Genomic DNA, 25,598 nt, shown 5'->3' on the forward strand with positions numbered 1-25,598 from the left:
TCAGCTCATGCGTTACCTTTTGCTGCTCATTGAGCCCCCAAAGGGAGTGCATCCCGCTTTTGCGTTACCTTTCACTGCTCACTGTGCCCCAAAAGGGAGTGCATTTCGCTCTTGCGTTACCTTTCACTGCTCCCCGCGCCTCCAAAGGGAGTGCATTTCGCTCTTGCGTTACCTTTCACTGCTCCCCGCGCCTCCAAAGGGAGTGCATCCTGCTCTAGCGTTACCTTTTGCTGCTCCCCGCGCCTCCAAAGGGAGTGCATTCCGCTCTAGCGTTACCTTTCACTGCTCACTGTGCCCCGAAAAGGGAGTGTCCTTAGGCCGTTCAAGGGAGGGAAGAACGAGGAATCGTGAAGAAAGGCTGGAATTATCAGATATATTTAAAATTTAAAAACATTGTTATAGAATGTCGAGATATATTTTGAAAACCGTGCTAATTGTTACAGTGTGACAGCGTATTTATTGTATATACTTTATTTAAACTGAGACCTAAAAATCTGGAAGACTATAATGATCCATAAAAGAAAAATAGAAAAGATTCAGCCAAAAGGAAGATGAACGGGATGAAAATGTACGAAGAGATTCTCGATATTCTGGAAGAGAAGGGCACGGCCACGATTCCTCTTATTTGCCGGGAAATCAATATGCGATCTTCAAACACGCTAAAAAATCTGCATGCAATCGAATATTCTTATATAAAGTCATTAATCACAAGTAAAAATGAAATATTCCTAATGAAAGATGGTCTAGTGTCGATCAGGCCGGAAAAAGAACCGGTAAAGCTGACTGTCGTCCTCCACGGATATCCTGGGCCTGAACTAAGGGTCTACATAGATTTTGTGAAAAAACGTTTCACATATTTTGAATGGCACCTTGATTCACCAGCTCTCCGCCCAATCTTACTCGATCACCTCCCTGGGAGTGTAGAAAACTTTAAAAAGAAGCTCTATGCTTTGAATATTTGGGACTGGAAAGAAGATTATCAGGGTGAAGGAATTATTGTTGACGGCACAAGCTGGTTTGTGAAGCTGGAGACGAAAGGGGAAATATATGAACGTGGGGGTCTGGATACCTTTCCTAAGGAATGGGGGAAGTTTTTGCGCTCAATCAGTTCTTTGATTGGAAAAAACATTTCATGATTGACTGGAGTCAATATCTTCAGTCATTTTTTATTTCTCCAATTTTATGATAGGATAGGAAGGATAAAGGTCAAGATTAGTGAATATCCATTCTTTTTTCGTTAAAATATTTAGAAAGAAGAGTCAATACACTGACCATGGAGGTCAATCAGGAAAATGAAGGACATATCAATCCAGGAACTTATTAACTCCAACAACCATTATATACCCGTTGATGTACGGGCCCCAATCGAGCATAAAGAAGCTGCTATTCCCGGGTCGGTCAATATCCCTTTGTTCACAGATGATGAACGGAAAGAAATTGGAATTATTTACAAGGAATCCGGAGAAGAAGCAGCGAAGTGGAGGGCGATGGAAATTGTCTCCCCAAAGCTTCCAAAAATGTTAAGCGAAATAAGAGATTTGAAGAAAAGCGGATCAGAACCAGTCATCCATTGCTGGAGAGGCGGGATGAGGAGCAAATCCGTTGCCTCCTTCCTGGACTACTCCGGCATCGCTGTATACAGGCTTGAAGGCGGCTATCGAGCATACAGGGAGTATATCCTTGAAAGGATTCCCAGGCTGCTTCCTGAAAAAGCAGTCGTCCTGCATGGCATGACTGGAACCGGCAAGACAGATATTTTAAAGAGATTGCAGGATAAAGGCTACCCTGTTTTGGACCTTGAAAAGATGGCCAATCATCGAGGTTCCATCTTTGGCATGATTGGGATGGGAGAGGGCCATAACCAAAAAACGTTCGATGCATTGCTATTTGATCGCCTGAAGGAAATCGAGGGTTCTCCTTATTTCCTTATGGAGGCGGAAAGTAAACGGATTGGACGGGCTGCCCAGCCTGAAGAACTCCTTGAGAAAAAAGTCAACGGTGTCCACTTTCTCATAACAAGCTCAATCCCGAAAAGAGTCGAGCGGATATTTAATGAATACGTTGCCCCTTATTCAGCTGAAAACTGGTTCAAAGAAGAAGTTCGAGATAAAGTATCCAAGCTGCTAAAAAGAATCAAGAATCAGGATGCTGCGGAGATACTAGGGAATGCACTTGATAAAGAGGATTATGAAAAGGTTATCGAGTTATTGCTGGTCCATTACTATGATCCCCGCTACAAACATTCACTGCAAGATTACCAGGGCAATTTAATACATCTCGATGGCGATCACCCTGATGTGGGAACCAATCTGGAAAAGGAATTAAAAAAGGTTTTTTCAGACCTGCCCTCGGTTTAACTCATTTGAAAAACAGGTAATGTAAAAGGGAAGGCATATTACATGCTTCCCTTTTTGCTATGAATAAAAATGTCTAAAATTAGACACAGAAAATTCCGAATATTTAACTTATAATGAGAAAAAGGATGTTATTTGAAACAGGAGGAGGAAGTATGCGCAATTCAAAAAGTTGTCATCACCGTTTCTCGGCCCATGAAGAAAATGTCGGTTTCCCAACAAACGATGGGATTGATGTTTTTGTTTCAGGCGCGAGATTCCAAAAGCATATCACATGTGACCATATTGATCTGCCTGTTGAACCGGCCGAGCTGATTGAAACGAGCCAAATTGAGAAAAGAAACAATCAGTTCGCACCTAAGAATCTGTATGAAACATTAATGAACCTTTAAAGATTTCCAAGCCGGGTCCCCCCGGCTTTTTTGCTGAATGGAAAGTTCTGCACCTAGGCATATGCTGCATTTGTTCAATGAGCCAGCGCCGTTTGAAATCCTTTCGCATTCTTCCATTCCATCGAATCAGCGGAATAATAAGGGGTTTTTTCCCTCTTTCAGGTCTTAACTTCTAAAATGGTTTATTTTTTTAAATAATGGGAATGGAAGTTGCATTAAGGTATTCTAAGTCCTCTGCAAAGCGGCCTGCCTCGTGAAAAGCGATGCATGTCAGTTTTTTTATTTTTTTGCATGTTATTGGATACTTTATTAATATAAGAAATCCTCTCGGTTAAGTTAACACTATCACGACAGTCAAAACCTTTGGTTAACAAGAAATAAAATGTTAAACTAAAGACTGAAAATGGTTTTAAACTGAAAAATATTATTATTCTTTAATCGGGTTGGAAATGTTCCTTTTCAGGAGCAGATGATCATGTAAGGAGGTTTATAAATGAACAAGCCATCAGACGGAAATTTTTCCGTATGGCCGGATTTCCATGGCCCAAACCAGGGCTATATTGAAGAACAGTATGAAAAGTATCTGGAAAATCCAGAATCGGTGGAACAAGATCTTAGGGAATATTTTGGGCAGAGGGAAAATCAGGCAGGACTTCAGACTGCTGTGTCCCAGGACAAACTGCAATCAAAAGGAGGAGGTTTAGCTCCTGAGAAACTTGCCTCTGCGTTGAAGCTCGCAGACTTCATCCGTTCTTATGGCCATCAGCATGCCAAAATCTATCCGATTAACTTTAAAACCCAGGTAGATGTCATTGGTTCTTATGATGAATGGGGACTGACAGATGAAGATTTAAAAGCCATTCCGGCCAGACTCCTCTGTCCTGATGCACCATCATCGGTCACTGACGGGAAAGAAGCAGTGGACTATTTGAAAAGTGTATATTCCGACACGATGACTTATGAATTCCATCATGTCAGCGAAGCAGCTGAGAAAGATTGGCTGATTGAACAGGTGGAATCAGGGAAGCTGATACCAAAGCTGGAAAAGAAAAAGAAAATTGCTCTTTTTGAACGCCTGTCAGAAGTAGAGGACTTTGAGAAATTCCTTCACAGGACTTTTGTGGGGCAGAAACGTTTTTCAATCGAAGGGCTTGATGCCATGGTACCTCTATTGGACAAGGTCGTTTCGGATGCGGTAAAAGTCGGGGTTGAAACCATAAATATCGGTATGGCTCACAGAGGAAGGCTTAATGTTCTTGCCCATGTTCTAGGAAAGCCATATGAAATGATCTTCGCTGAATTTCAGCATGCGCCTAATAAAGAACTTGTCCCATCGGAAGGTTCTATCGGGATCAATTTTGGGTGGACCGGAGATGTGAAGTACCATCTTGGACTGGACCGGAAGATTAAGTCTGAAAGTACAGCGAACGCAAGGCTGACGCTTGCGAATAACCCAAGTCACCTTGAATTTGCTGGGGCTGTTGTCGAGGGCTTTACCCGTGCTGCTCAGGATGACCGTAGTGAGCCAGGTTACGCGAAACAGGATGTGGTAAAGGCTCTTTCTATCCTGATCCATGGCGATGCGGCTTTCCCTGGGCAGGGAATAGTTGCTGAAACATTGAATCTTAGCAGGCTGAAAGGATACAGGACTGGCGGAACAATCCATGTAATTGCCAATAATACAATTGGCTTTACAACAGAATCTGCTGATTCCCGTTCCACCCGGTATGCGAGCGACCTGGCCAAGGGATATGAAATTCCGATTGTCCGAGTGAATGCTGATGACCCGGAAGCATGCCTGATGGCGGCGAAACTGGCGTTTGAATACCGTGAGAAATTCGACAAGGACTTTTTGATCGATTTAGTCGGGTACCGCCGATATGGGCATAATGAGATGGATGAACCGATGACGACCAACCCTAAGATGTATAAGCTCGTCAATCACCATCCTACGATTAAAACAATTTACGGAGAAAAACTTCTTAAGGAAGGATTTTTGACGGAAGAGGAAAAGAAAGAAATTGAAAAGAAAATCAATAGAAAATTGACAGAAGCATATGAAATGGTTCCGAAGGCGGAAAAGGAAGTTAGAGCGGAACCGGAAATTCCTGAAGAAGTAGAGATGGGAATTCCAGTCATTGAAACAGGAGTCCCATTACAAAGCCTGAAGAAAATCAACGAGGACTTGTTGAAGTGGCCTGAGGGGTTCAATGTATTTGGCAAGCTTGCGAAAATTTTGCAGCGCCGGAAGGAAGCTTTCAATGAAAATGGAAAAATTGATTGGGGACTTGCGGAAACACTGGCATTTGCCTCGATCATTAAGGATGGCACCCCAATCCGCCTGACCGGGCAGGATTCAGAACGCGGTACCTTCGCTCAAAGAAATCTTGTGCTTCATGACAGCGAGAATGGTGACCAATATTCGCCGCTTCATGCCTTACCGGATGCCAAGGCTTCCTTTTCCATTCACAACAGCCCTCTTTCAGAAGCTGCTGTTGTAGGATTCGAGTACGGTTATAATGTTTTTGCCCCTGAAACCCTTGTCCTTTGGGAGGCGCAATATGGAGATTTTGCAAACGCAGCCCAGGTATTATTCGACCAGTTTGTAGCGGCGGGAAGGGCCAAATGGGGCCAAAAATCTGGTCTTGTCATGTTACTGCCTCACGGATATGAAGGGCAGGGACCTGAACATTCAAGCGGCCGGGTCGAAAGATTCCTGACGCTTGCGGCCGAGAATAACTGGACAGTGGCCAATCTTTCTTCAGCGGCACAATATTTCCACATACTTAGGAGGCAGGCGGCAATCCTGCAGCAGGAGGCAGTGCGACCGCTGGTACTTATGACGCCAAAAAGCCTGTTGAGGAATCCACTTGTAGCCGCTGAGCCAGAACAGCTGGCCAAAGGCAGCTTTAAGTGTATATATGAACAGCCTGGGACAGGACAGGACCCTGAAAAGGTGAAGAGGGTTATTTTGTGTTCAGGAAAAATCGGAATTGATCTTGCAGAAAAAATCGACCCTGACTCACACCAATGGCTCCATATATTGAGAATCGAGGAGATTTATCCATTCCCATTGGAATTATTAAGGGAAAAACTAAGTCGCTATCCAAATTTATCAGAAATCGTCTGGGTTCAGGAAGAACCAAAAAATATGGGAGCATGGACATTTGTCGAACCTAGGATCAATAAAGCTGCTCCAAATGGAATGCAAGTGTCTTATATTGGAAGAAGAAGGAGATCAAGCCCTGCAGAGGGAGACCCGAATACCCATAAAATGGAGCAGGCAAGAATCGTAGCAGATGCTTTGACGAACAGGAACGGAGGAGGAGTCGAAAGTGGCAGACATTAAAGTACCAGAACTGGCTGAATCCATCACGGAGGGGACCATTGCCCAGTGGCTGAAAAAGAAGGGTGATCAAGTACAGAAGGGTGAATATATCGTTGAATTGGAAACGGACAAAGTCAATGTCGAAATCATTTCCGATTACGATGGCACCCTGACCGAGCTCATGGCAGAGGAAGGCGATACTGTTAAAGTAGGTGAAACCATTGCGGTTGTCGGAGATTCTGTAGCCCCGTCACAAGAAGAGCAGGGAGCCCAAGGTGGCCAGCCTGCAAAAACCGGGAAAAATACAGAATCCCCTGACGAAGAGCCTGAGAATAAGGAGGCTGCAGGGCAGGATAAACCAAGCCAGAATGATTCTAATGATACTCCTAGTGAAAATCAGAGTGCTGATTCTGCTGGCGAGAGGGTCATTGCTTCCCCAGCTGCAAGGAAATTGGCGAGGGAAAAAGGAATCGATTTGAGCAAGGTCCCTTCTGGAGATCCGCTGGGCAGGGTCAGGAGACAGGATGTCGAATCATTCAACCCAAACCAGGAATCCGGGAAAAAACCAAATAAAGAGACGGTGACTCCGGCTAAACAGGCGCCAGCAGTGAATGCTGACAGCAGCAAACCGACAGAGCGGATTAAGATGTCAAGAAGACGCCAAACGATCGCAAACAGGCTTGTAGAAGTACAGCAGACAGCTGCGATGCTGACAACCTTCAACGAAGTCGATATGACTGCAGTGATGGAGTTGAGGAAAAAGTGGAAAGATCGTTTTTATGAAGAGAACGATGTACGTCTTGGTTTTATGTCCTTCTTCACTAAAGCTGTTGTTGCGGCATTGAAATCATCGCCATTTCTAAATGCAGAAATCCAGGGGAATGAGATTGTTCTCAAAAAATACTATGACATTGGCATCGCTGTCGCTGCAGATGAAGGTCTGGTCGTACCTGTCATCAGGGATGCAGACAGGAAAAATTTCGCGGAAATCGAAGGCGATATAAATGAACTGGCAGAGAAAGCGCGTACGAACAAGCTGTCATTGAAGGATTTGCAAGGAGGAAGCTTTACAATCACAAACGGAGGGGTATTCGGATCACTGTTATCGACTCCAATTATAAATGGTCCGCAAGTGGGCATTCTTGGCATGCATACCATCCAGATCCGTCCTGTCGCGATCGATAAGGAAAGGATGGAAAACCGTCCAATGATGTACATTGCCCTATCATACGATCACAGGATTGTAGATGGCAAGGAAGCCGTCACTTTCCTGAAAAGAATCAAAGAATTGATCGAAGATCCAGAACAGCTTCTGTTGCAGGGATAAAAAATGAACCGCCGATTTCGGCGGTTCATTTTTTTTACCCAAGAAATAAGAGAATCAATTTTCAGCTACAGCTTCAGCGCCTAACCCTTGAGATCACTTCGGTCCACCACAGGGCCTTCACCTGGTCAGGCCTTTGAAGGGCGTGAGGTTTTCGCGCCGTGTTGCAGCAGGAGCCGGGGCGGCACTCTTGTCATCGATTGGAAGGGCAGTCATAGCGCCTTCGCTATTCTACAGCAGCCATAATCCTTCATTAACGGGTTTTAATTGCTTTCAGTCCTCTTTTGGAGATTTCCGTTTTTAAAATTTTTGCCCATTCTTTGTCTTGTTCCGACTTCAATGCATCACGATACGAGACCACCAACTGTTCATTGCTCATAATTTTCATTTGCATTCCTCCTCGGTAAGAATGGTATGAATTTTCAAACTATAAATATAGTTTAATTCATTGTAAAGGTTAATTGAAGATTTGAAAACCCATAATGACACTTTTTTATTAGAAATTTTTTCATGTCAGTTTGGAGTTGCCGGCCCTTTATCACCATTAATAACATATAAAAGAAAAAAAGCTTGCATTTATTTGATAAACGATTTATTATATACCCATGAGGGTATTCCGGTGAGATGGAATCCCAATCATTTTAATACACTTAGGGAGGAACGTACATGTCAATTCAAGCAATCACAGCAGAAAAATTAAATGAATGGGTTGTGGGTAAGAAGGAATTCTTCATTTTTGATGTAAGAAATGTAAAGGATTTCGAAGACTGGAAGGTAGAGGGAGAAAATATCAGTTATTTGAACATCCCTTATTTCGAATTGATTGATGGCGTTGAGGAAGTGATGGACCAGCTGCCAGAAGATAAAGATATTGTTGTTATCTGTGCGAAAGAAGGATCATCTATGATGGTAGCCGAGATGCTTTCAGATGCAGGACTGGATGTTTCTTATCTGTCAGGTGGAATGAAAGCATGGAGCGAATATTTGTATCCAGTTGAAGTATACAAGGATGAAGAAATAAGGGTATTGCAATTCATCCGCGTCGGCAAGGGATGCCTTTCTTATATGGTACTTTCCGAAAATGAAGCGCTCGTTGTCGACCCTTCAAGATTCGTTGATCAATACCAGAAAGTTGCGGAAAGAGAAAACGTGAAAATAACTCACATCGTGGACTCTCATTTGCATGCTGACCATCTGTCAGGCGGCAAGCAGCTTGCCGAACTTACGGGCGCAAAATATTACTTGATGAAGAGTGAAGGAGCAGTCTTTGACTTTCAAGCTTTGGAAGAGCATGATAAAATTGAATTCGAGAATGTTACTCTTGAAGTTTTGGCAGTCAAAACTCCGGGACATACCCCTGGCAGTGTTTCCTTCTTCGTGAATAATAAGCTTTTATTCTCAGGAGATACTATTTTTGTGAACGGGCTTGGACGTCCAGATCTTGGAGGGAAAGCTGCGGAGTGGGCAAAGGATTTGTATGAAACAGTGTATAGCAAAGTTTCGAAGATCGCGGATGATGTCATTGTATTGCCTGGGCATTATGCAAGCTTTGCTGACGAAGTCAACAGCGAAGGTTACATTGGCAGCCAGCTTGGTACTATCAGAAAGCAAAACGACATGATGGAAGGCAAATCCATCGAGGAATTCGTTGACCATGTTGCCCAATCTGCATCAAGCGAAACACCGCCAAACTTTGAGGACATTGTCGCAATAAACCGTGGTGTCAAGGAAGTCACAATAGAGGAAGCGCTGGAACTGGAAATTGGCCCCAACCGTTGTGCGGTCCACCACACACATTAAATGAAATAAATAGGGGAGAGCGTCGCTTTCCTCTATTTGCTTATGAGGTGAAAAAAATGAATGAGGAACCAAAAAATAAACACTGCGCAGGAGGAACCTGAGGAATCGGACCGAAGCGTACGGATGAGCAGGATAACGGAAAGTCTGCAGGTTTTCCGCCCATATGACCTGCCACGTACATTTGGCTCCTGGCAGGAGTCATTTATCTGATATCAAAGCTCTTTTAAAAGCAGGAGGCTATCGAAATGGTTGATGTTTTGGTGATTGGCGGTGGACTCTCAGGAGGATCTGCTGCAATTTACTCCGCCCAGGGTGGATTAACAACGAATGTAGTTGATGCAGGAAAATCACAAATCAAGCAGGTTTCCAAACTTTATAATTACCCTGGCATTAAGGAGATACCCGGGCCAGTACTTCTGGAAACGATCAAAGAACAGGCAATCGCTTCCGGGAGTGTTTGGATCGAAGGGACAGCAGAAAAGATTAAGCCGTCCCAAGGTGGATTCACAGTCCAGCTTGGGGACGGAAGAGATATCGAAACTAAGTATCTGATTATCGCCACGAATTTGCAGACATCCTTGCTTGAGGACTTAGGCTTCGAGCTTGTTGTGAACGAAAAAGTTCCAAGCGGAAAAATAAAGAAGGTTCTCGGGGTCAGACAAGACGGAGCAACTTCGATACCGAATCTGTATATCACAAGCCTTCTTTCAGGGGTGTCAAGCCAGTCTGTCATCGCAGCAGGACACGGTGCACAGATTGGGATTGCGATTGTTTCAAAAGAAACAGGAACTTCTTATATGTGGCATGATAAGTGATGGAAAGCAGGGAAACCTGCTTTTTTTATTTTGATATAGATGTCGCAGTCCAGCGGGTAGGACAGGAATTTTGCTGCTTGTTCCTAGCTGCGCGGTGCAATGCACGCCAGAATATTCTGTAGATAGCATTTTTTCAGAAAAAAAAGCAGGAATACATTTTAAAAATATTGAATATTCAAACATATGTATTATATCATTTAGGAAGCGCTTGCATTTTAGTAATCAAGGAGGTATTCGATGGATAGTTTGCTGCCGTATACAGTTGGTTCATTATTGGAAGAAAGGGCGAAGGAGTATCCTGAACTGGAAGCCTTGGTGTACCCTGATCGGAATTTAAGGATGAGTTATCGGGAGTTCAATGAGGTTTGCAGGATTGCTGCCAGGGGATTGATGGGACTAGGAATTCAAAAGGGAGAAAATGTCGCTATATGGTCTTCCAATACTCCCGAATGGGTAATAGCCCAATTTGCAACAGGTAAGATGGGAGCTGTACTGGTAACGGTAAATACGAATTATCGGACAACAGAATTGGAGTATTTGCTAAAGCAGTCTGACTCAACGACGATTATCTTGATGGAACAATATAAAGATTCCTCATACATTGATATGCTGTATGAAATCGTCCCTGAACTTCGTAGTGCGGAACCAGGAAAAGTTGAAAGCGACACTCTTCCTTTCCTGAAAAATGTGATTGTCCTTGGGGAAAAGAAATACCCTGGCGCTTATAACTGGCATGATGTTATGGAGATGGCCAAAAAGGTGACAGAAGAGGAATTGGATCGACGAATCTCAATGCTCGAACCAGATGAGGTCATCAATATGCAATATACTTCTGGAACGACAGGGTTTCCAAAAGGCGTTATGCTGACACATAACAATATTGTCAACAATGCTTATAACGTTGCGCTTGCGATGAAATTGAGGAAAGGAGACCGTCTGTGTATTCCTGTGCCATTTTTCCATTGCTTTGGCTGTGTTATGGGTACGCTGGCATGCGCCACAGTCGGCGCGACGATGGTTCCTGTACAGGAATTCAGCCCAAAAGCAGTATTGAAGGCTGTTGAAAAAGAGAAATGCACTGCACTTCACGGTGTCCCGACCATGTTCATCGCTGAGCTTAATGACCCTGACTTCTCCAGCTATGACCTCTCTTCCTTGCGGACCGGCATCATGGCTGGATCGAATTGCCCCATTGAAGTCATGAAGGCAGTAAATGAAAAAATGGGAGCAAAGGAAATCACGATTGCATATGGACAAACTGAATCTTCACCAGTCATAACACAAACAAGGACTGACGACCCTCTCGAACTAAGAGTCGAAACAGTCGGAAAAGCCTTGCCACTTGTTGAGGTGAAAATCGTCGAACCAGGGACAATGGAGGAGGTTCCCCGTGGGGTCCAGGGTGAATTATGCACACGTGGTTATCATGTAATGGAAGGATACTATAAAAATCCCGATGCAACCATGGAAGCGATTGATGAACAAGGCTGGCTCCACACAGGAGACCTGGCTGTTATGGATGAAAATGGTTATTGCAGGGTTACCGGCAGATTGAAGGATATGATCATCCGGGGAGGGGAAAACATTTATCCAAGGGAAATAGAAGAATTCCTTTATACCCACCCAAAGGTGCTTGATGTACAGGTAATCGGCATTCCTGACAAGGTGTACGGCGAAGAAGTCATGGCCTGGATCATATTGAAGGATGGGGAATCCGCTTCTTCAGATGAAATAAGGGAATATTGCAAAGGGAAAATATCCAGGCATAAAATCCCGAAATATATTGAATTCACGGACAGCTATCCCATGACTGCATCAGGGAAAATCCAAAAGTTCAAGCTGAGGGAAAAGGCATTGGAAGCGATCGAAGAGGTTAACAAAACTTGATTATTCTTTTGAAGTATGCATACTTTTGAGTGCATATCCAGCCACAAGCAACAAAAACAAACATAATTTTCTCGCATTTTGAACATTTTGTTACAACTCTCTGGTTACTATATTAATTAACAAGGTATCTCCCTATAATATAGTGTATATATCTGCTTATTCCAAATTAGCAGGATTTCTGGGGGAATGTTCGAATGCGGTGGGTATGGATCTTACTGCTGCTATTTATGGGTATGATGTTCCTTGGAAAAGGAATCGAGCTTTGGTCTGCACTCCAGGATGTGTCCGGAAGCGGAGTGTCCATTCGATTCATTGGAATTCACGTAAGTGACCATGTGTTAAAGGAAAGCCTCCCAGGTTATGTACTGGGATTCATCATGGCATCCTTCATACCGTTCATGGTGGCAATCAATCTGGTGTTGAAGAAAAATACAAGAAAGAATATTGAATAGTGATAAGAGCCGGTTTCGAAAGAGAGACCAGGCTTATTTTTTTCGTTCCAGTTTTGTTATAGCTCTTTATTAATGGGGAAAATAGTATAAATGAAAAGGGAGGGATTTCCAATGTGTGGTCGATTTTCGCTTTTTGAATCGATTGGGACTTTGCGGGCGGAATTCAACTTTGAATATAATAGGGATTACGAACCAAGATATAATATAGCTCCCGGCCAGGATATTTTGGCTGTAGTCAGTAAAGGGAAAAATCGGGAAGGATTCCAAATGAGATGGGGGTTGGTCCCTTTTTGGGCAGATGATGAAAAAATAGGATTCCGAATGATTAACGCTCGCGCAGAAACCATCGATAGGAAATCAAGCTTCAGTAACGCCTTCAGGAAGCGCCACTGTCTCATCCTCGCAGATGGTTTTTATGAGTGGCAAAAAGAAGAGAATCATAAGCGGCCATATCGATTTGAAATGAAAGACAAACAACCATTTGCATTTGCCGGCCTGTGGGAGAATTGGCAGAAGGAAGGGAAGAGGATTACATCATGTACGATTATCACAACTGAAGCAAATAGGCTTATTGAAAGAGTACATGAAAGGATGCCTGTCATTCTCCCTGCAGACAAGCATGATTTCTGGCTGGACGGCACAGTCGATGACGTTGTCGAGTTGAAACGATTACTTCAGCCTATAGAAGCTGAGGAAATGGAAGGATATGAAATATCGACTGCGATCAATTTGGCGACCAACGAAGGAAAAGGATTGATCACACCAATCGACAGTATATAGGCAAACATTCAGGCAAGCATGTTTTTTTCAGGATGTTTAATACAAACCATGTTGGTGGTATAGAATGGAACAGCCAACACCAAGATGAAAACATCCTGGAAAGAAGGAATACAGATGAATGGATTTACAGATGAGCGATTTTATGATTTGGTCTATAAAGGTGAACGCTATTCATATTTGCAGTTTGTACGCAAGGATTTCATTTGTGATGTTTGTTATGTTACTTTTAAAAATGTCATTACTGGTGAAATGCTGACTTTTGATCAAACAGAAGTACTTGGTTTCCGGGCGTCAGGGGATGAACTTAACGCAAGCTAGTGGTTGCGAAGGTGGCTTCCTTTTCTTTATACTATATAGTATCAATTTGATATAAAGGAAGTGCAGAAGATGATCCACACCAAATGGCAGCAGCTTAAAACGATCAAGAAGCTCAAATGCGTGCATACAAATGCCAAAAAATATATTGTGAACAACAAACTGACCGAAGGCAAGATATACGATGTAAAAAATGAAACCGATGAATTTTATTTTATTGTTGATAATTCCGGGAAAATCGGAGGATATTACAAAGAATATTTTGAAGAGATCAACTAAGAGAAAGGCTGCCAGGAAAAATTGGCAGCTTTTTAAAATGAGAGGCACTTTTCTCAAAGGATTGTGTGGTGGTAAGATAGGAGAAGAAAGAGAGAGGGGAAGGGATGGGGAAATTGATACTGGAAGGTTCCGTCGTGTCACTTGTACCAATGGAAATGAATCAGCTGGCGCAGTTATGGGAGGCTGCCGATTCTGCAGATATTTGGGAGTTTACATCTTCTGTCATTGATAAGAAGGACACAATGCAGCTTACAATGGAAAAAGCATTGGAGGAAAGGGAAAAAGGAACCCAGGTCCCATTTTCAGTCCTGGATAAAAGAACAGGCAAATTCATTGGCAGTACAAGATACATGGATATTTCTCCAATACATAGAACGCTTGAGATCGGCTGGACATGGTACCATCCCGATTACTGGCGGACCGCAGTGAATACCGAAGCGAAATATCTTTTGCTTCAGCATGCTTTTGAAAAAATGGGCATGAATCGTGTCCAGTTCTGTACTGATTCGAGGAATATCCGCTCCCAGAAGGCGATTATTCGAATTGGCGCAAAAAAAGAGGGAGTTTTGCGAAAACACCGAGTCATTTCAAATGGGTTTGTCAGGGATACAATGATTTTCAGCATTATAAAAGAGGAATGGCCATCAGTGAAGTCAATGCTGCAGGGAAAGATGAATCGATTTCAGCAAACATAAAGGATGTTTTATTATTGATTTACTTGGGCGTAGGGCTTGGAGGAATGCTTGGCAGTTTGCTCCGCTTTTATCTGGGATATTATACTTTCCATTTACTGAATACCAGTTTTCCATTAGGAACATTTCTAGCCAATCTGACTGGCTCGTTGATTCTTGGATGGTTCACTAGCAGGGTGATCGAGCAGAAAAAGATGAACGAGACCATTGCATCGGGAATTGGAAAGGGCCTGCTCGGTTCTTTTACGACCTTTTCCGCATTCAGCCTTGAAAGCTTTGAATTACTCGAAGCAGGAAGATATGAAACTGCCTTCCTTTATATTCTGCTGAGTTCCGGCGGGGGGCTCTTGCTGGCTGCTGCCGGATACAGCTTTGGAATGAAGAGTTCAAAAGCTGGGGAGGAAGCGGTATGAACACTATATGGATCATCGCTATAGGCGGACTGGCAGGAGCGATTTCGAGATTTTGGGTTTCAAATATGCTGAAAACAAAGCTTGTTCCTGTTTCGACGATTGCAGTGAATCTGTTAGGTGCCTTCCTGCTAGGCTTCCTGACAGGGAAGGGAATTGAAGGGAATGCTTACCTGTTGGCTGGTACGGGCTTTTTGGGAGCCTTTACGACCTTTTCTACATTGAATGTTGATTTGCTCATGCTTTTGAAAAGCAAGGAAGTGAAAGCTGCCTTCTTTTATTTTTTCGTTACATATGGAGGCGGAGGAGTTTGCGCAGTTGCAGGAGTCGCCGCGGGAAGAGCGGTTTAATGCAGAAAAACACCGGAAACGGTGTTTTTCTGATGTGATTGTCATTTTCCAATCAGGGTGTTTTTCCTGATCATCAGCAGGGATAGTTCCTGGTCAACAGCTGTGTATTCAGGGTCATTCCTATCCAGATAGGAAAGTTTTCCGATGAGCGCATTTATTTCATTCTGTACAATCATTAATTCTTTTTCCTTGTCCTGAAAGCTGGCCGTTTCAGTTTTATGGTCATAATATTGGGCTGCGCCGAATTCTTTCCTCGCAATCCTGCGTCCTTCAATAACCAGCAGCTTTTCCGTTACTTTGTTCATGAAATAGACATCATGAGAAACGACAATGATGGAGCCCTGGTAGTCCATCAAAATCGATTCCAGGCTTTCCCTGCTCGCCAGGTCAAGGTGGTTTGTAGGTTCGTCAAGGATAAGCAAATCAATTTCCTGCAGCAGAACGGCAACCAGCTTAAACCTTGTCCGTTCACCAAGGCTTAAATGGGAAATAGGGGCGGTCAGTTTTTCTTCGGTGAAGCCAGCATTCGCAAGAATAGTTCGTGCTCTTCTGATTTCTTCCTGGCTATGAAAGTCAATATAGTCAAGGATTGTCTTCTCAGCGGGAAGGTCTGTTACATCTTGACTGAGATAGCCTATTTCCAGAGATTCGCTCTTCCACAGGAATCCTTCGGTTACTGATTCTAACCCAAGAAGCATCCTTATTAAGGTGGTTTTGCCGCTGCCATTTCCTCCAATCATCCCCATTCTTTCTCCATGGTTCATGAAAAAATGGCTATTCGAGAACAAACAATGATCACCGAACGATTTCCCTAAATTTTTCGCTTCCATGATTTGTTTTCCGCGTTTCTTCCCGCCGGAAAACTGAAAAGAGACTTTATCTTCCTCTTTTGGCTCCGTTACTTCGCTTTTGGCCAGCTCATTCTTCAGCCGCTTTAATTTTGATTTAACCTGGGTGTCCATTTTCTTTGCTTTTACCCGGTAATATTCCTTGTAACCTTCCTGCTTTGTTGATTGTGAATGTGCTTTTTCAGACCAATTTTTCATGGTTGATATTTGTTGTTCGATTTTTGCTTTATATTTTTCCTGTGTTTCATACTTATGTTGCTGTGCCTTAAGAAGTTTTTCCTTCTCCTGACGGAAGTCTGAATAGTTGCCTTTGAATGATCTAGTTTTTCCATCTTCGATTTCAATGATCTCACTTACCGTTTGATCCAGAAAATGCCGGTCGTGGGAAATAATCAGGGCGGCTCCATGGAATTTATCCAGTTCGGTTATCAGCCATTCAAGCCCTTGAACGTCCAGATGGTTGGTAGGCTCATCCAAAATCAATATGTCCGGTCTGCCCGACCATATTTCCGCGAGGGCAAGCTTCAGCCTTTCTCCGCCGCTCAAATGTTGGAATCGATCTGCTTCCCATGCCGTAACTTTTGCCAATCCAAGCCTGCTGGCATGGAGGAAAATACCATCCTGGCCTGCCGGATACTCATCGAGGGATTGGCGAAAGATGAAATCAGTGGATTGCTTCAGGTACCCAATCGTGAGGTCCTTGTTGAATGTTTCGATCGTTCCGGCATCAGGAGTTATGGTTCCATGCAGTAAATTGGCAAGCGTAGTTTTGCCTGCTCCGTTGCTGCCGACCAGTCCGATCCGGCAGTTTTTCTTTATATCCATATCCGCGTGTTTGATCACATTCTTTTCGTTGAAGCTTTTCTGGATGCCTTTTATTTTCATAATGGTCATAATCATTCCCCCTTGAATTTAGTCATAACATTTCAGGTGAATTTTTTGTCCATTAAAAAAACCTCCCTGGGCGTATCCCCGGAGAGGTGCTGTAATTGCTTCCAATGCTATATTTTTTTGATCTAGACAAAATCAGGGAACACAAAAGAGTATACCTGCCTCTTGATCAAAAAAACGATGGTATGGAATGGCAAATGGACAGACTAATCCTATTTTCCGGTTACGCATTTTTCGTATTTGAAAAATCGGGCAGAAAATAAGATTAGTATTTCATTGGCTCTTTACCATTCCTTTCGGATTTATTTATTGAAAGTATATCTTTTCCATCTATCTCCTGTCAACGTGATTTCCATCGACTATGACTTCTTGAAATTGGTCAGTTGGCTGCCTTGTTGCTGTTTGCCGCCCTTTTCAGCTTTTTCTGGCATGAATAGTTTCTTCGCCAGCAATGACTGGAGGATGAGGAAGCTTCCTCCTGCGGCCCAGTAAAGCGGAAGGGCTGCAGGCGCATTCAGCGAAAAAAGAACGATCATGATGGGTGACAAAAGTCCCATCATCCGCATTTGCTTTCGCTGCTCCTCAGGCAAGTTCGCCTGCGTGACCTTAAATTGCAAGTAGTAAACCATACCTGCAACGCCAGTGATCCAAATATCGGAAGCACCAAGGTTGAACCATAAAAATGAATGGCTGGCAATTTCAGTAGAACCACGGATGGCATAATATAACCCCATCAATATTGGCATTTGCACAAGCAGAGGGAGGCAGCCTGCTGATAGAGGATTAACCCCATGCTTTTGGTAAAGGCCAAACATTTCCTGCTGGAGTTTTTTCTGTTCAGCGAGGTCCATTGTCTCTTTAAGCTTTTTTTGCATCGCATCCATTTCCGGTTTAAGGAATTCCATCTTTTCCTTCATTTCCTGCTGGTTCTTATACTGCTTAAGCATTAACGGCATCAAAGCAAAGCGGATTAACAGGGTGATCAGGATGATAGCCATCCCGAAACTTCCGCCGGTAAGATTCGCAAAAGCATGGATCAGCCAGGTGAATGGATTGATGAATGCAGACTGGAAAAAGGAGTCTTCACCAATCAGCGGCTGGCATCCAGCCAGCAATGTTGGAGTGAGCAGCATGACCATCACAAAAAATATTCTTTTCATTTTTCTCCTCCTGTTTCATGAAAATTCTATTACTTGGAGAAAAATGAAAAGGCATCCTCACCTGGATCGATTTTTATTTTAATACGCTTGAGAATCAGGAGCTGAAGCTTCATGCCAAGCTCGCAGTCATTTTTGAATGCATTTTTGACATTCGTTGGCATTGAATTTATTCTCAAACATCTTGAATTGGCAATTGAAGGGACCGGTTTGAGAGCAAGGAGAGCCGAAAAGGCTATACCAAGCAGCAGTGTCGCGTATACTGTATAAACAGCAGTCAGGTCAAATGATTGCAGGAGAAGCTCAAGCAGCATGAGGGCACCCCTTTTTACTAGAATTCACCGAGGGATTCATTATACCAGATACTCGATAAATTATATACGAACGACTGCTAGCAAAGTTCCCTCTTTTTTGATTCCACTATTTGGCGTGGTTTCAGTTTTGAAAAATATGGTTAAGTATAAACAAACAAAGGTTAGCTATTTTTAGATATTCTGAAAGGGGATGCAACCATGAAAACAGTATATGGACTGATGATCAATTCAGGTGATGCCAACGAGATGCTTTGGGATCATGGTGTGTGGGAAACAGAGGAAGCAGCTGCATTATATATCAAAAATGAACTGTCGAATATCAGTGGAATCTGGGTAGGAGATCTTAAGGTCAATGACTCCATACCTGAAGCCGCAGAGGATTATGGGGAAGAAATGGTGGAATGTTCCCTTTGCGGGATTGAATACAATGGGGAAGATGTGAATACCACAGATTATGAAGAGAATGTGTGCATCAACTGTGAACCAGGTTATAAAGAGACGATGGATATTGCCTGAAAAAGAGCCATGGAGCATGCTCCATGGCTCCTATTATGGATTTGTTTTCTGCTCTGCTATGGCTAATTGATTTTTCGGAGGAAGTTATCCATACAGGGCTCCTTGGGACAATGTCTTGCCATGATTGCTCTGGTTTCAATGGATTGGAAAATAATCTCTAAAAAGCCAACGTATGCTTCATGGGGACACATTTCCCTGGCATGTGACCGGAAAGCAAACGTCTGGCCTGGAATCCAGCCTATAAATAAGTGATGGTATCGAGAATGCCAAGAAGTATAAGCACAAAACCCGCAGTTCTTTGTACGGCCAGCCCAAACTTGCGGCCTTTTTTCATCAGAGAGCCGTTAAGGCCCAGATAAGATATCGCAAAGGCAAAACCAAGGACTGGTATAGATGTACCAATAGCGAAAATGGTAGGAAGGATGGCACCATAAGAAGTTCCAAGTACAATCGGCATCAATGTGAAAAAGAACAAAGTGAACATTGTTGGGCAAAAGGCGATCGAAAAGCTGACTCCCATCAAATAAGAACCAAGCTTACCGGTACCTTGCCATAATGGAAGGCGAGAGGTGATCTTGTCGAGCCAGTCCATTGCGATGAATCCAGCCAGTGTCAGACCAATCAGGATAAATAGCGGCCCCATCAGCTTCCTGAACCAGGCAAAGGCGTATGGCAGGGATTCCTGAAAACTTTGTCCGAGAATCCAAACACTCATTCCAAGCAATGAAAATATAGTGATTTTCCCAAGGAGAAAAAAGAAAATTTCTGTCCACTGGCTTGTTTTTTGCAAGCTTCGATTGCCATAGTACGTAATGGCACCAAGGTTACCTGTCAGCTGGCATGGAGCCAAAGCACCGACTAAACCGAGTAAAAAACTTGCTGCTATTGGGACGTGCTCAAGCTGGTTTACCAGCGTAAAAAAGGGGGTGCTTAAAAACCGGCTGATCTCGTTGAATATGTGATACATAAAATTTCCTCCACTCGATCAATTACCCCCATCATACAAGGAAAATATCGAAAATATATGCAGAAAAAACAGCAAAAGAAAGGTTCTTTTGCTGCCATCCGGTTTATTTTGCTGTCGTTTTCGAAGTGAGAATGTTCAGGGCTTTTTCAACTTCTTCATCACTTGGAGGCTCTACTCCATCGAGCGGGTATTCAAGGCCGAGAGCTTCCCATTTATACACGCCAAGCTTATGGTAGGGAAGAACTTCGATTTTTTCTACGTTGTCAAGAGTGCTGATGAATTCTCCGAGTTGTCCAAGGTCAGCAGCCTCGTTTGTCACACCCGGTACAAGGACATGGCGGATCCAAACGGGAACTTCCTGGTCCGAGAGAAATTTTGCAAACTCAAGAATGTGATCATTTGCCATTCCGGTAAGATTGATATGCTTTTTTCGGTCGATGTGCTTCAAATCTAGAAGCACCAAATCCGTATATTCGAGAACCTGTTTCAACTGCTCCTGAAACAAAGGGGCGCTTGAATAGCATCCTCCAGATGAATCAATGGCTGTGTGGACACCAAGCTTTTTGCACTCCTTGAATAATTCAAGAAGAAAAGGGAGCTGCAGTAGAGGCTCACCGCCACTGACCGTGATCCCGCCGCCTGATGCCTGGATGAAAGGGAGATAGGATTTCAAATCATCAATGATTTCAGAAACAGCCATTGATTTTCCTTTTCCGATTTCCCAGGTGTCTGCATTGTGGCAAAACTGGCAGCGCAAGAGGCAGCCTTGAGTGAAAATGACATAGCGGATTCCCGGTCCGTCAACAGTTCCAAAGGTTTCAATAGAATGAATGTTTCCGTTCATGATGATTACCCCTTTCTATTAAAAAGGAGTTCCCTTGATAGGGAAGGGAACTCCATCATCTTTATTATTCCTACAGAGATTCATGGAAGGTCCGGTTGATGACATCCATTTGCTGCTCGCGAGTCAATTTGATGAAGTTGACTGCATATCCGGATACGCGGATTGTCAGCTGTGGATACTCTTCAGGATGCTCCATCGCATGCAGGAGGGTCTCTCTGTTAAATACGTTTACATTCAGATGGTGGCCTGATTTTACTGCATAACCATCAAGGATGGAAACGAGGTTTTGAATTCGGATGTCTTCATCTTTTCCTAGTGCTTTCGGCACAATGGAGAAGGTGTTTGAAATTCCGTCCATTGCATAGCTGTACGGTAGCTTGGCTACGGATGAAAGGGAAGCAAGCGTTCCTTTTGTATCGCGGACATGCATAGGATTTGCGCCTGGTGCAAATGGCTCTCCTGCGCGGCGTCCGTCTGGTGTATTGCCGGTTTTCTTCCCGTATACGACGTTGGAAGTTATAGTCAAGATCGACATCGTATGCAATGAATTACGGTAAGTCGGATGCTTGCGAAGTTTTTTCATAAATGTTTTTACAATCTCGACTGCAATGCTGTCAACACGGTCGTCATTGTTTCCGTACTTAGGGAAATCACCTTCGGTTTCAAAATCGATTGCGATTCCATCTTCATCACGGATGACTCTCACTTTGCCGTATTTGATTGCACTCAAGGAGTCTGCTACGACACTTAATCCAGCGATTCCAGTCGCCATTGTGCGAAGGACTTCGGTATCATGAAGTGCCATTTCAATCCTTTCGTAGCTATATTTATCATGCATGTAGTGAATAACGTTCAATGTGTTGATATAGAGGCCAGCAAGCCATTCCATCATCTGATCGAACTTGGGCATTACCTCTTTGTAATCAAGGAATTCTGATGTGATTGGCTTGAAACCAGGTGCAACCTGAACCTTCAGCTTTTCATCAACTCCGCCATTGATGGCATAGAGCAGTGCTTTCGCAAGGTTGGCCCGTGCTCCAAAGAATTGCATCTGCTTGCCGATTTCCATTGCTGAAACACAGCAGGCGATGCCATAGTCATCTCCGTATTCAGGACGCATAATGTCATCATTTTCATACTGGATTGAGCTGGTTTTTATCGACATTTCAGCACAATACTTCTTGAAATTTTCCGGCAGTGCAGGCGACCATAATACTGTCAGGTTCGGTTCCGGTGCAGGTCCGAGATTGTCAAGAGTGTGCAGGAAGCGGAAGGAGTTCTTTGTTACAAGAGACTTTCCGTTATGGGCCATCCCGCCGAGTGATTCTGTCACCCATGTAGGGTCTCCGCTGAATAGCTCATTATAGTCAGGTGTGCGCGCGAATTTTACGAGGCGCAGCTTCATGACAAAGTGGTCGACCAGCTCTTGTGCTTCCTGTTCTGTAAGTGTTCCGTTTTGCAGGTCACGTTCAATGTAGATGTCCAGGAATGTTGCGACCCGGCCAAGGCTCATCGCGGCTCCATTTTGCTCCTTAATGGCCGCAAGGTAGGCGAAGTACACCCATTGGAATGCTTCCGTTGCATTCATTGCAGGCTTGGAGATGTCATATCCATAGCTCTCTGCCAGCTTCTTCAGTTCGTTCAAAGCACGGTATTGTTCTGAAATCTCCTCCCTGAGCCTGATATTATCTTCTGTCATGACGCTGCTTGTCATTTCATGGTCTTTCTTTTTTTGCTCCATAAGGAAATCAACGCCATATAGTGCCACCCGACGATAGTCGCCGATGATCCGGCCGCGACCATATGCATCAGGCAGGCCAGTGATGATCCCTGCTTTACGGGCCATTAGCATTTCTTTTGTGTAAACGTCGAAAACACCTTGGTTATGGGTCTTCCTGAAGTCAGTAAAAATCTTTTCGATTTCCTTGTCCAGTTGGTAGCCATAAGATTCGCACGCTGCTTTTGCCATCCTGATTCCGCCGAAAGGCTGCATGGAGCGTTTGAAAGGCTTATCAGTCTGGAAGCCAACAACCTTCTCTTTGTTTTTATCCAGGTAGCCGGGACCGTGGGAAGTGATTGTAGACACAACTTTAGTATCCATATCAAGGACACCGCCATGGTCCCGTTCCTGCTTTGTTAACTCCATGACTTGTTCCCATAAAATATTTGTTTCCTCTGTAGCACCAGTAAGAAAGCTGGAATCGCCAATATATTCAGTGTAGTTTTTCAATATGAAATCCCGAACATCGATTCCATCCTGCCATACACCAGATTTAAAACCCCGCCATTGTTCCATTTCATTTCACCTCAAAGTTAAAATAATATAACAGTTATTACACTTACATCATACTACGAATATAACAGATTTGCTGTGACATATTTGTGAAACGTTGAACTTGTGGTTTTTATGGTTAAAACATTGAGGTCTGTTCTATAGTTGTAGGATAGGATTCACTATCTGTTATATAAAAGTATATCTCTATCATACCAAAACAGTTTATCACTGTCTCTATAATGTTTTGGATTTTCTGTGTCTAATTTAAATACAAAGGATAACAAAATTTAAAAGAGGTTCGGAATGGTCTCATACCATTTTGAACCTCTTTTTTCGCCAAAAAATCTGCATTTATATCCTGAGTTCAATCGACGACAATATAAGCAATCATTGGACCACTTTTTTCCGCTGTCGGATGGGTAAGACAAATAAGTCTGTAAACGCCCTCTTCCTTGAATTGAAGCGGAACGGTTGTTTCTTCGCCTTTTTTTATCGTACCCTTAATATCAGTACCTTCAATCATGAAAGGATGTTCTTTTCCGTTCACTCCAAAGATTTTAAGCTGTACTTTCTCATTCTTTTCCACAAATATTGTTCCAGGATCCCACCGATAAGCTTCGATTTCTTTCCCATTTTCAGTCAAGGACTTGAATTCCCCTGTGACCATATGGATTTCGCGCACTTTTTCTCCGTTCTGGCCAATAACTGGGATGGAATCGGGTTTAAAAATCATCCACAGGGCAAGCATGAGGCCGAACAGACTGAGGAAGGCAAAAAGGTATAGCCCTCTTTTTTTTACTACCATGAAATGCATCCAGACACTCCCTTCGATTCATATACTTATTTTTATGCCAGTCCGGTATGGAAACTTGTCTATTATTTTATTTTTCCTTCAATTTTTTTGGATCGATTCAATCATTTTCATGAAGGAAATGGCTTTGCATCTATGCAAGGACCGAACACTCACTGGGGAGGAAAGACAGGTCTTTCAGGAAGCAGCCTGTATTACTGCAGTCCACTGGGAAGGAATTCTTTCAACGCCTTCTCCTTTTAAACGGATCCAGGATGTGGGTTAATGTTTACAACATCTTTTATCTGGAAATAGGAAAGAAGTTCAGATTGTGCCATTGATGATACGGAATTCGCGAAAGGAAGCTTTTTAGGATGAGTCAGTTAAAAGTAGCAGGGCGAACGCGCCTGAAGTAATGCACTCCCATTCAGGCGGTGGTAAGGGAGAGGACCCTTTCCATTCAAGTTTTTTCACTTGCGTCTCCTAAAAAATGGGATCGTTTTGACGATTTGTTTACAAAAAAGTATGACTATTCCACAATTATTAAATTTAATTAACAATACAGAATGTCGGAGATCATTTTGCTAAAATAAAAAGATAGATTAGAATATTGGATGTGTTACAAATGAATAAGATCATAATGGGATTGATCATGTCATTGATTATTGGATTCCATTCATTTGCCGAGCCTGTCAAGGCGGATGAAACGCCTATACAGATTGCTTCGGAAGCAGCCGTATTGATGGATAGTCAGTCAGGGGCAATCCTTTACGGTAAAAATGAAGATGCTAAGATGTATCCGGCAAGCCTCACTAAAATCGCCACTGCGATTTATGCGATTGAAAAAGGGAACCTTGATGAGCAGGTCAACATCAGTGAATATGCAACTAAGATTGACGGCACCAAGGTTTATCTTAATCAAGGGGAGCAGGTTACTTTAAAAAAGCTCATACTGGGGATGATGGTTAATTCGGGGAATGACGCTGCCCTGGCAATCGCGATCCACCTGGATGGCTCCCTCGAGAGCTATTCCAAGCATGTTAACGAATTCCTAAAAAAAGAAGTAGGGGTAAAAAACACTCATTTCACCAATCCTCATGGTTTATTTAATGAAAATCATTACACTACAGCAGAAGATCTAGGACGTATCTTGAACTACGCAATGAAAAATAAGGAGTTCCGTGAAATTTTCGGGACGAAGAAAATCGATTGGCAAGGAGAATCCTGGAGCACTACATTACTGTCGCACCACCGGATACTGAAAGGTGAAATTCCTTATGAAGGAGTTACCGGCGGGAAAACGGGTTTCGTTGATGAGTCTAAACAGACCCTTGCTACAACTGCTGATAATGGCAAAGTAAAGCTGTCCGCTATTTTGCTTAAATCAGAATCCAAAAGAAAGATCTATGATGATACAATCCAATTGTTTGATTTCGGATTTGCGAATTTCAAAACATCCATTATAAAGAAAGGAGAAGAATTCAAAACTGCCAATAAGAAATTTAGAGCAAATCAAGCTGTTTTTGTTACAGAGCCAATTGTGCAAGCTGAAAGGAAGGTCAGCCCCGAAGGTATGCTGACGATTAAGGGTAAAAACGGGAAAGCCATACAAAAACTTCAACTTGACGAAGTCGCCAACAAGCGATCTGAAGTCAAAAAGACTTCCCGGAAGCCGGAACAAAATGGCATTTTGCCAATGAACCCAGTCATCGGAGGCGGAGTTTTCCTGATGGCAGCAGGTTTTTGGGTCCTGAACAGGAAACAAAAGAAAGGGAGAAGATACCGGAGCAGGTGATGATCGCACAGTAAAGCCATGGC

General features: G+C 43.2%; 25 protein-coding genes. 17 read left to right on the forward strand and 8 right to left on the reverse strand.

Going from position 1 to position 25,598, the window contains the following annotated elements; all coding sequences use genetic code 11:
• The first annotated feature begins 560 nt into the window (after positions 1 to 560).
• The 5 genes from JJQ88_RS07650 to odhB all read left to right on the forward strand — a co-directional run bounded on the left by JJQ88_RS07650 (position 561) and on the right by odhB (position 7,401).
• Complete coding sequence (locus JJQ88_RS07650) at positions 561 to 1,136, forward strand: hypothetical protein (RefSeq protein ID WP_210365145.1); 576 nt, start codon at positions 561 to 563, stop codon at positions 1,134 to 1,136.
• Positions 1,137 to 1,292: 156 nt separating this feature from the next.
• Complete coding sequence (gene mnmH, locus JJQ88_RS07655; RefSeq protein ID WP_210365146.1) at positions 1,293 to 2,357, forward strand: tRNA 2-selenouridine(34) synthase MnmH; 1,065 nt, start codon at positions 1,293 to 1,295, stop codon at positions 2,355 to 2,357.
• Positions 2,358 to 2,509: 152 nt separating this feature from the next.
• On the forward strand, positions 2,510 to 2,746 hold the full coding sequence (locus JJQ88_RS07660; protein ID WP_210365147.1) for a hypothetical protein: 237 nt from the start codon (positions 2,510 to 2,512) through the stop codon (positions 2,744 to 2,746).
• A gap of 493 nt (positions 2,747 to 3,239) precedes the next feature.
• The gene (gene sucA / locus JJQ88_RS07665; protein ID WP_210365148.1) at positions 3,240 to 6,095 is read left to right on the forward strand and encodes a 2-oxoglutarate dehydrogenase E1 component; all 2,856 of its coding nucleotides are present in this window, start codon (positions 3,240 to 3,242) and stop codon (positions 6,093 to 6,095) included.
• Positions 6,082 to 7,401 carry a 2-oxoglutarate dehydrogenase complex dihydrolipoyllysine-residue succinyltransferase gene (odhB, locus tag JJQ88_RS07670; protein ID WP_210365149.1) on the forward strand — a complete coding sequence of 440 codons (1,320 nt, stop codon included), beginning with the start codon at positions 6,082 to 6,084 and terminating at the stop codon, positions 7,399 to 7,401. Before sucA ends, odhB begins: the two co-directional genes overlap by 14 nt.
• Positions 7,402 to 7,651: 250 nt before the next feature.
• Here odhB and sda read toward each other — a convergent pair whose 3' ends face one another.
• Positions 7,652 to 7,786, reverse strand: coding sequence for a sporulation histidine kinase inhibitor Sda (gene sda / locus JJQ88_RS07675; RefSeq protein ID WP_210365150.1), 135 nt, complete (start codon positions 7,784 to 7,786; stop codon positions 7,652 to 7,654).
• A 278-nt stretch (positions 7,787 to 8,064) separates the two neighbouring features.
• On the opposite strand from sda, the gene JJQ88_RS07680 reads away from it, so the two are divergent.
• The 10 genes from JJQ88_RS07680 (at position 8,065) to JJQ88_RS07725 (ending at position 15,178) form a co-directional block, all read left to right on the forward strand.
• Positions 8,065 to 9,198, forward strand: coding sequence for an MBL fold metallo-hydrolase (locus tag JJQ88_RS07680; RefSeq protein ID WP_210365151.1), 1,134 nt, complete (start codon positions 8,065 to 8,067; stop codon positions 9,196 to 9,198).
• Between the two features lie 245 nt (positions 9,199 to 9,443).
• Positions 9,444 to 10,013: an FAD-dependent oxidoreductase gene (locus JJQ88_RS07685; RefSeq protein WP_210365152.1), complete on the forward strand. Its 570-nt coding sequence runs from the start codon at positions 9,444 to 9,446 to the stop codon at positions 10,011 to 10,013.
• A 246-nt stretch (positions 10,014 to 10,259) separates the two neighbouring features.
• Positions 10,260 to 11,900, forward strand: a complete 1,641-nt coding sequence (locus tag JJQ88_RS07690; protein ID WP_210365213.1) for an AMP-binding protein — start codon at positions 10,260 to 10,262, stop codon at positions 11,898 to 11,900.
• Between the two features lie 194 nt (positions 11,901 to 12,094).
• A complete protein-coding gene (locus tag JJQ88_RS07695; RefSeq protein ID WP_210365153.1) occupies positions 12,095 to 12,352 on the forward strand; it encodes a hypothetical protein in 258 nt (85 codons plus the stop codon).
• A gap of 111 nt (positions 12,353 to 12,463) precedes the next feature.
• Positions 12,464 to 13,132, forward strand: a complete 669-nt coding sequence (locus JJQ88_RS07700; RefSeq protein WP_210365154.1) for an SOS response-associated peptidase — start codon at positions 12,464 to 12,466, stop codon at positions 13,130 to 13,132.
• Positions 13,133 to 13,246: 114 nt separating this feature from the next.
• Positions 13,247 to 13,450, forward strand: a complete 204-nt coding sequence (locus JJQ88_RS07705; RefSeq protein WP_210365155.1) for a hypothetical protein — start codon at positions 13,247 to 13,249, stop codon at positions 13,448 to 13,450.
• Positions 13,451 to 13,519: 69 nt separating this feature from the next.
• Entirely contained in the window at positions 13,520 to 13,726 is a 207-nt protein-coding gene (locus tag JJQ88_RS07710) for a DUF6501 family protein (protein WP_210365156.1), read from the forward strand.
• 104 nt (positions 13,727 to 13,830) lie between these two features.
• Positions 13,831 to 14,421 carry a GNAT family N-acetyltransferase gene (locus tag JJQ88_RS07715; RefSeq protein ID WP_210365157.1) on the forward strand — a complete coding sequence of 197 codons (591 nt, stop codon included), beginning with the start codon at positions 13,831 to 13,833 and terminating at the stop codon, positions 14,419 to 14,421.
• A gap of 14 nt (positions 14,422 to 14,435) precedes the next feature.
• Positions 14,436 to 14,831 carry a fluoride efflux transporter CrcB gene (gene crcB / locus JJQ88_RS07720; protein WP_210365158.1) on the forward strand — a complete coding sequence of 132 codons (396 nt, stop codon included), beginning with the start codon at positions 14,436 to 14,438 and terminating at the stop codon, positions 14,829 to 14,831.
• The gene (locus JJQ88_RS07725) at positions 14,828 to 15,178 is read left to right on the forward strand and encodes a fluoride efflux transporter FluC (RefSeq protein WP_210365159.1); all 351 of its coding nucleotides are present in this window, start codon (positions 14,828 to 14,830) and stop codon (positions 15,176 to 15,178) included. Before crcB ends, JJQ88_RS07725 begins: the two co-directional genes overlap by 4 nt.
• A gap of 41 nt (positions 15,179 to 15,219) precedes the next feature.
• Here JJQ88_RS07725 and abc-f read toward each other — a convergent pair whose 3' ends face one another.
• The 3 genes from abc-f to JJQ88_RS07740 form a co-directional block, all read right to left on the reverse strand.
• Positions 15,220 to 16,920: a ribosomal protection-like ABC-F family protein gene (abc-f, locus tag JJQ88_RS07730; RefSeq protein ID WP_210365160.1), complete on the reverse strand. Its 1,701-nt coding sequence runs from the start codon at positions 16,918 to 16,920 to the stop codon at positions 15,220 to 15,222.
• 356 nt (positions 16,921 to 17,276) lie between these two features.
• Positions 17,277 to 18,077: a membrane protein insertase YidC gene (gene yidC / locus JJQ88_RS07735; protein WP_210365161.1), complete on the reverse strand. Its 801-nt coding sequence runs from the start codon at positions 18,075 to 18,077 to the stop codon at positions 17,277 to 17,279.
• Between the two features lie 29 nt (positions 18,078 to 18,106).
• Positions 18,107 to 18,388 (reverse strand): hypothetical protein, encoded by a 282-nt coding sequence (locus tag JJQ88_RS07740; RefSeq protein WP_210365162.1) that lies wholly within the window; start codon positions 18,386 to 18,388, stop codon positions 18,107 to 18,109.
• A 198-nt stretch (positions 18,389 to 18,586) separates the two neighbouring features.
• On the opposite strand from JJQ88_RS07740, the gene JJQ88_RS07745 reads away from it, so the two are divergent.
• Complete coding sequence (locus tag JJQ88_RS07745; protein WP_210365163.1) at positions 18,587 to 18,904, forward strand: hypothetical protein; 318 nt, start codon at positions 18,587 to 18,589, stop codon at positions 18,902 to 18,904.
• Positions 18,905 to 19,142: 238 nt separating this feature from the next.
• Here the strand turns inward: JJQ88_RS07745 and JJQ88_RS07750 are convergent, their stop codons facing one another.
• The 4 genes from JJQ88_RS07750 to JJQ88_RS07765 all read right to left on the reverse strand — a co-directional run bounded on the left by JJQ88_RS07750 (position 19,143) and on the right by JJQ88_RS07765 (position 23,804).
• Positions 19,143 to 19,871 (reverse strand): urease accessory protein UreH domain-containing protein, encoded by a 729-nt coding sequence (locus JJQ88_RS07750; RefSeq protein ID WP_210365164.1) that lies wholly within the window; start codon positions 19,869 to 19,871, stop codon positions 19,143 to 19,145.
• Between the two features lie 103 nt (positions 19,872 to 19,974).
• Positions 19,975 to 20,715, reverse strand: coding sequence for a pyruvate formate-lyase-activating protein (pflA, locus tag JJQ88_RS07755; protein WP_210365165.1), 741 nt, complete (start codon positions 20,713 to 20,715; stop codon positions 19,975 to 19,977).
• Positions 20,716 to 20,785: 70 nt separating this feature from the next.
• Positions 20,786 to 23,011 (reverse strand): formate C-acetyltransferase, encoded by a 2,226-nt coding sequence (pflB, locus tag JJQ88_RS07760; protein ID WP_210365166.1) that lies wholly within the window; start codon positions 23,009 to 23,011, stop codon positions 20,786 to 20,788.
• Positions 23,012 to 23,354: 343 nt separating this feature from the next.
• Positions 23,355 to 23,804, reverse strand: coding sequence for a cupredoxin domain-containing protein (locus tag JJQ88_RS07765; protein WP_210365167.1), 450 nt, complete (start codon positions 23,802 to 23,804; stop codon positions 23,355 to 23,357).
• A 601-nt stretch (positions 23,805 to 24,405) separates the two neighbouring features.
• On the opposite strand from JJQ88_RS07765, the gene JJQ88_RS07770 reads away from it, so the two are divergent.
• Positions 24,406 to 25,575, forward strand: a complete 1,170-nt coding sequence (locus JJQ88_RS07770; RefSeq protein WP_210365168.1) for a D-alanyl-D-alanine carboxypeptidase family protein — start codon at positions 24,406 to 24,408, stop codon at positions 25,573 to 25,575.
• Positions 25,576 to 25,598: the final 23 nt, after the last annotated feature.

The sequence above is a fragment of the Bacillus sp. REN3 genome, from assembly GCF_017912555.1.
Classification (GTDB): Bacteria; Bacillota; Bacilli; order Bacillales; family Cytobacillaceae; genus Mesobacillus.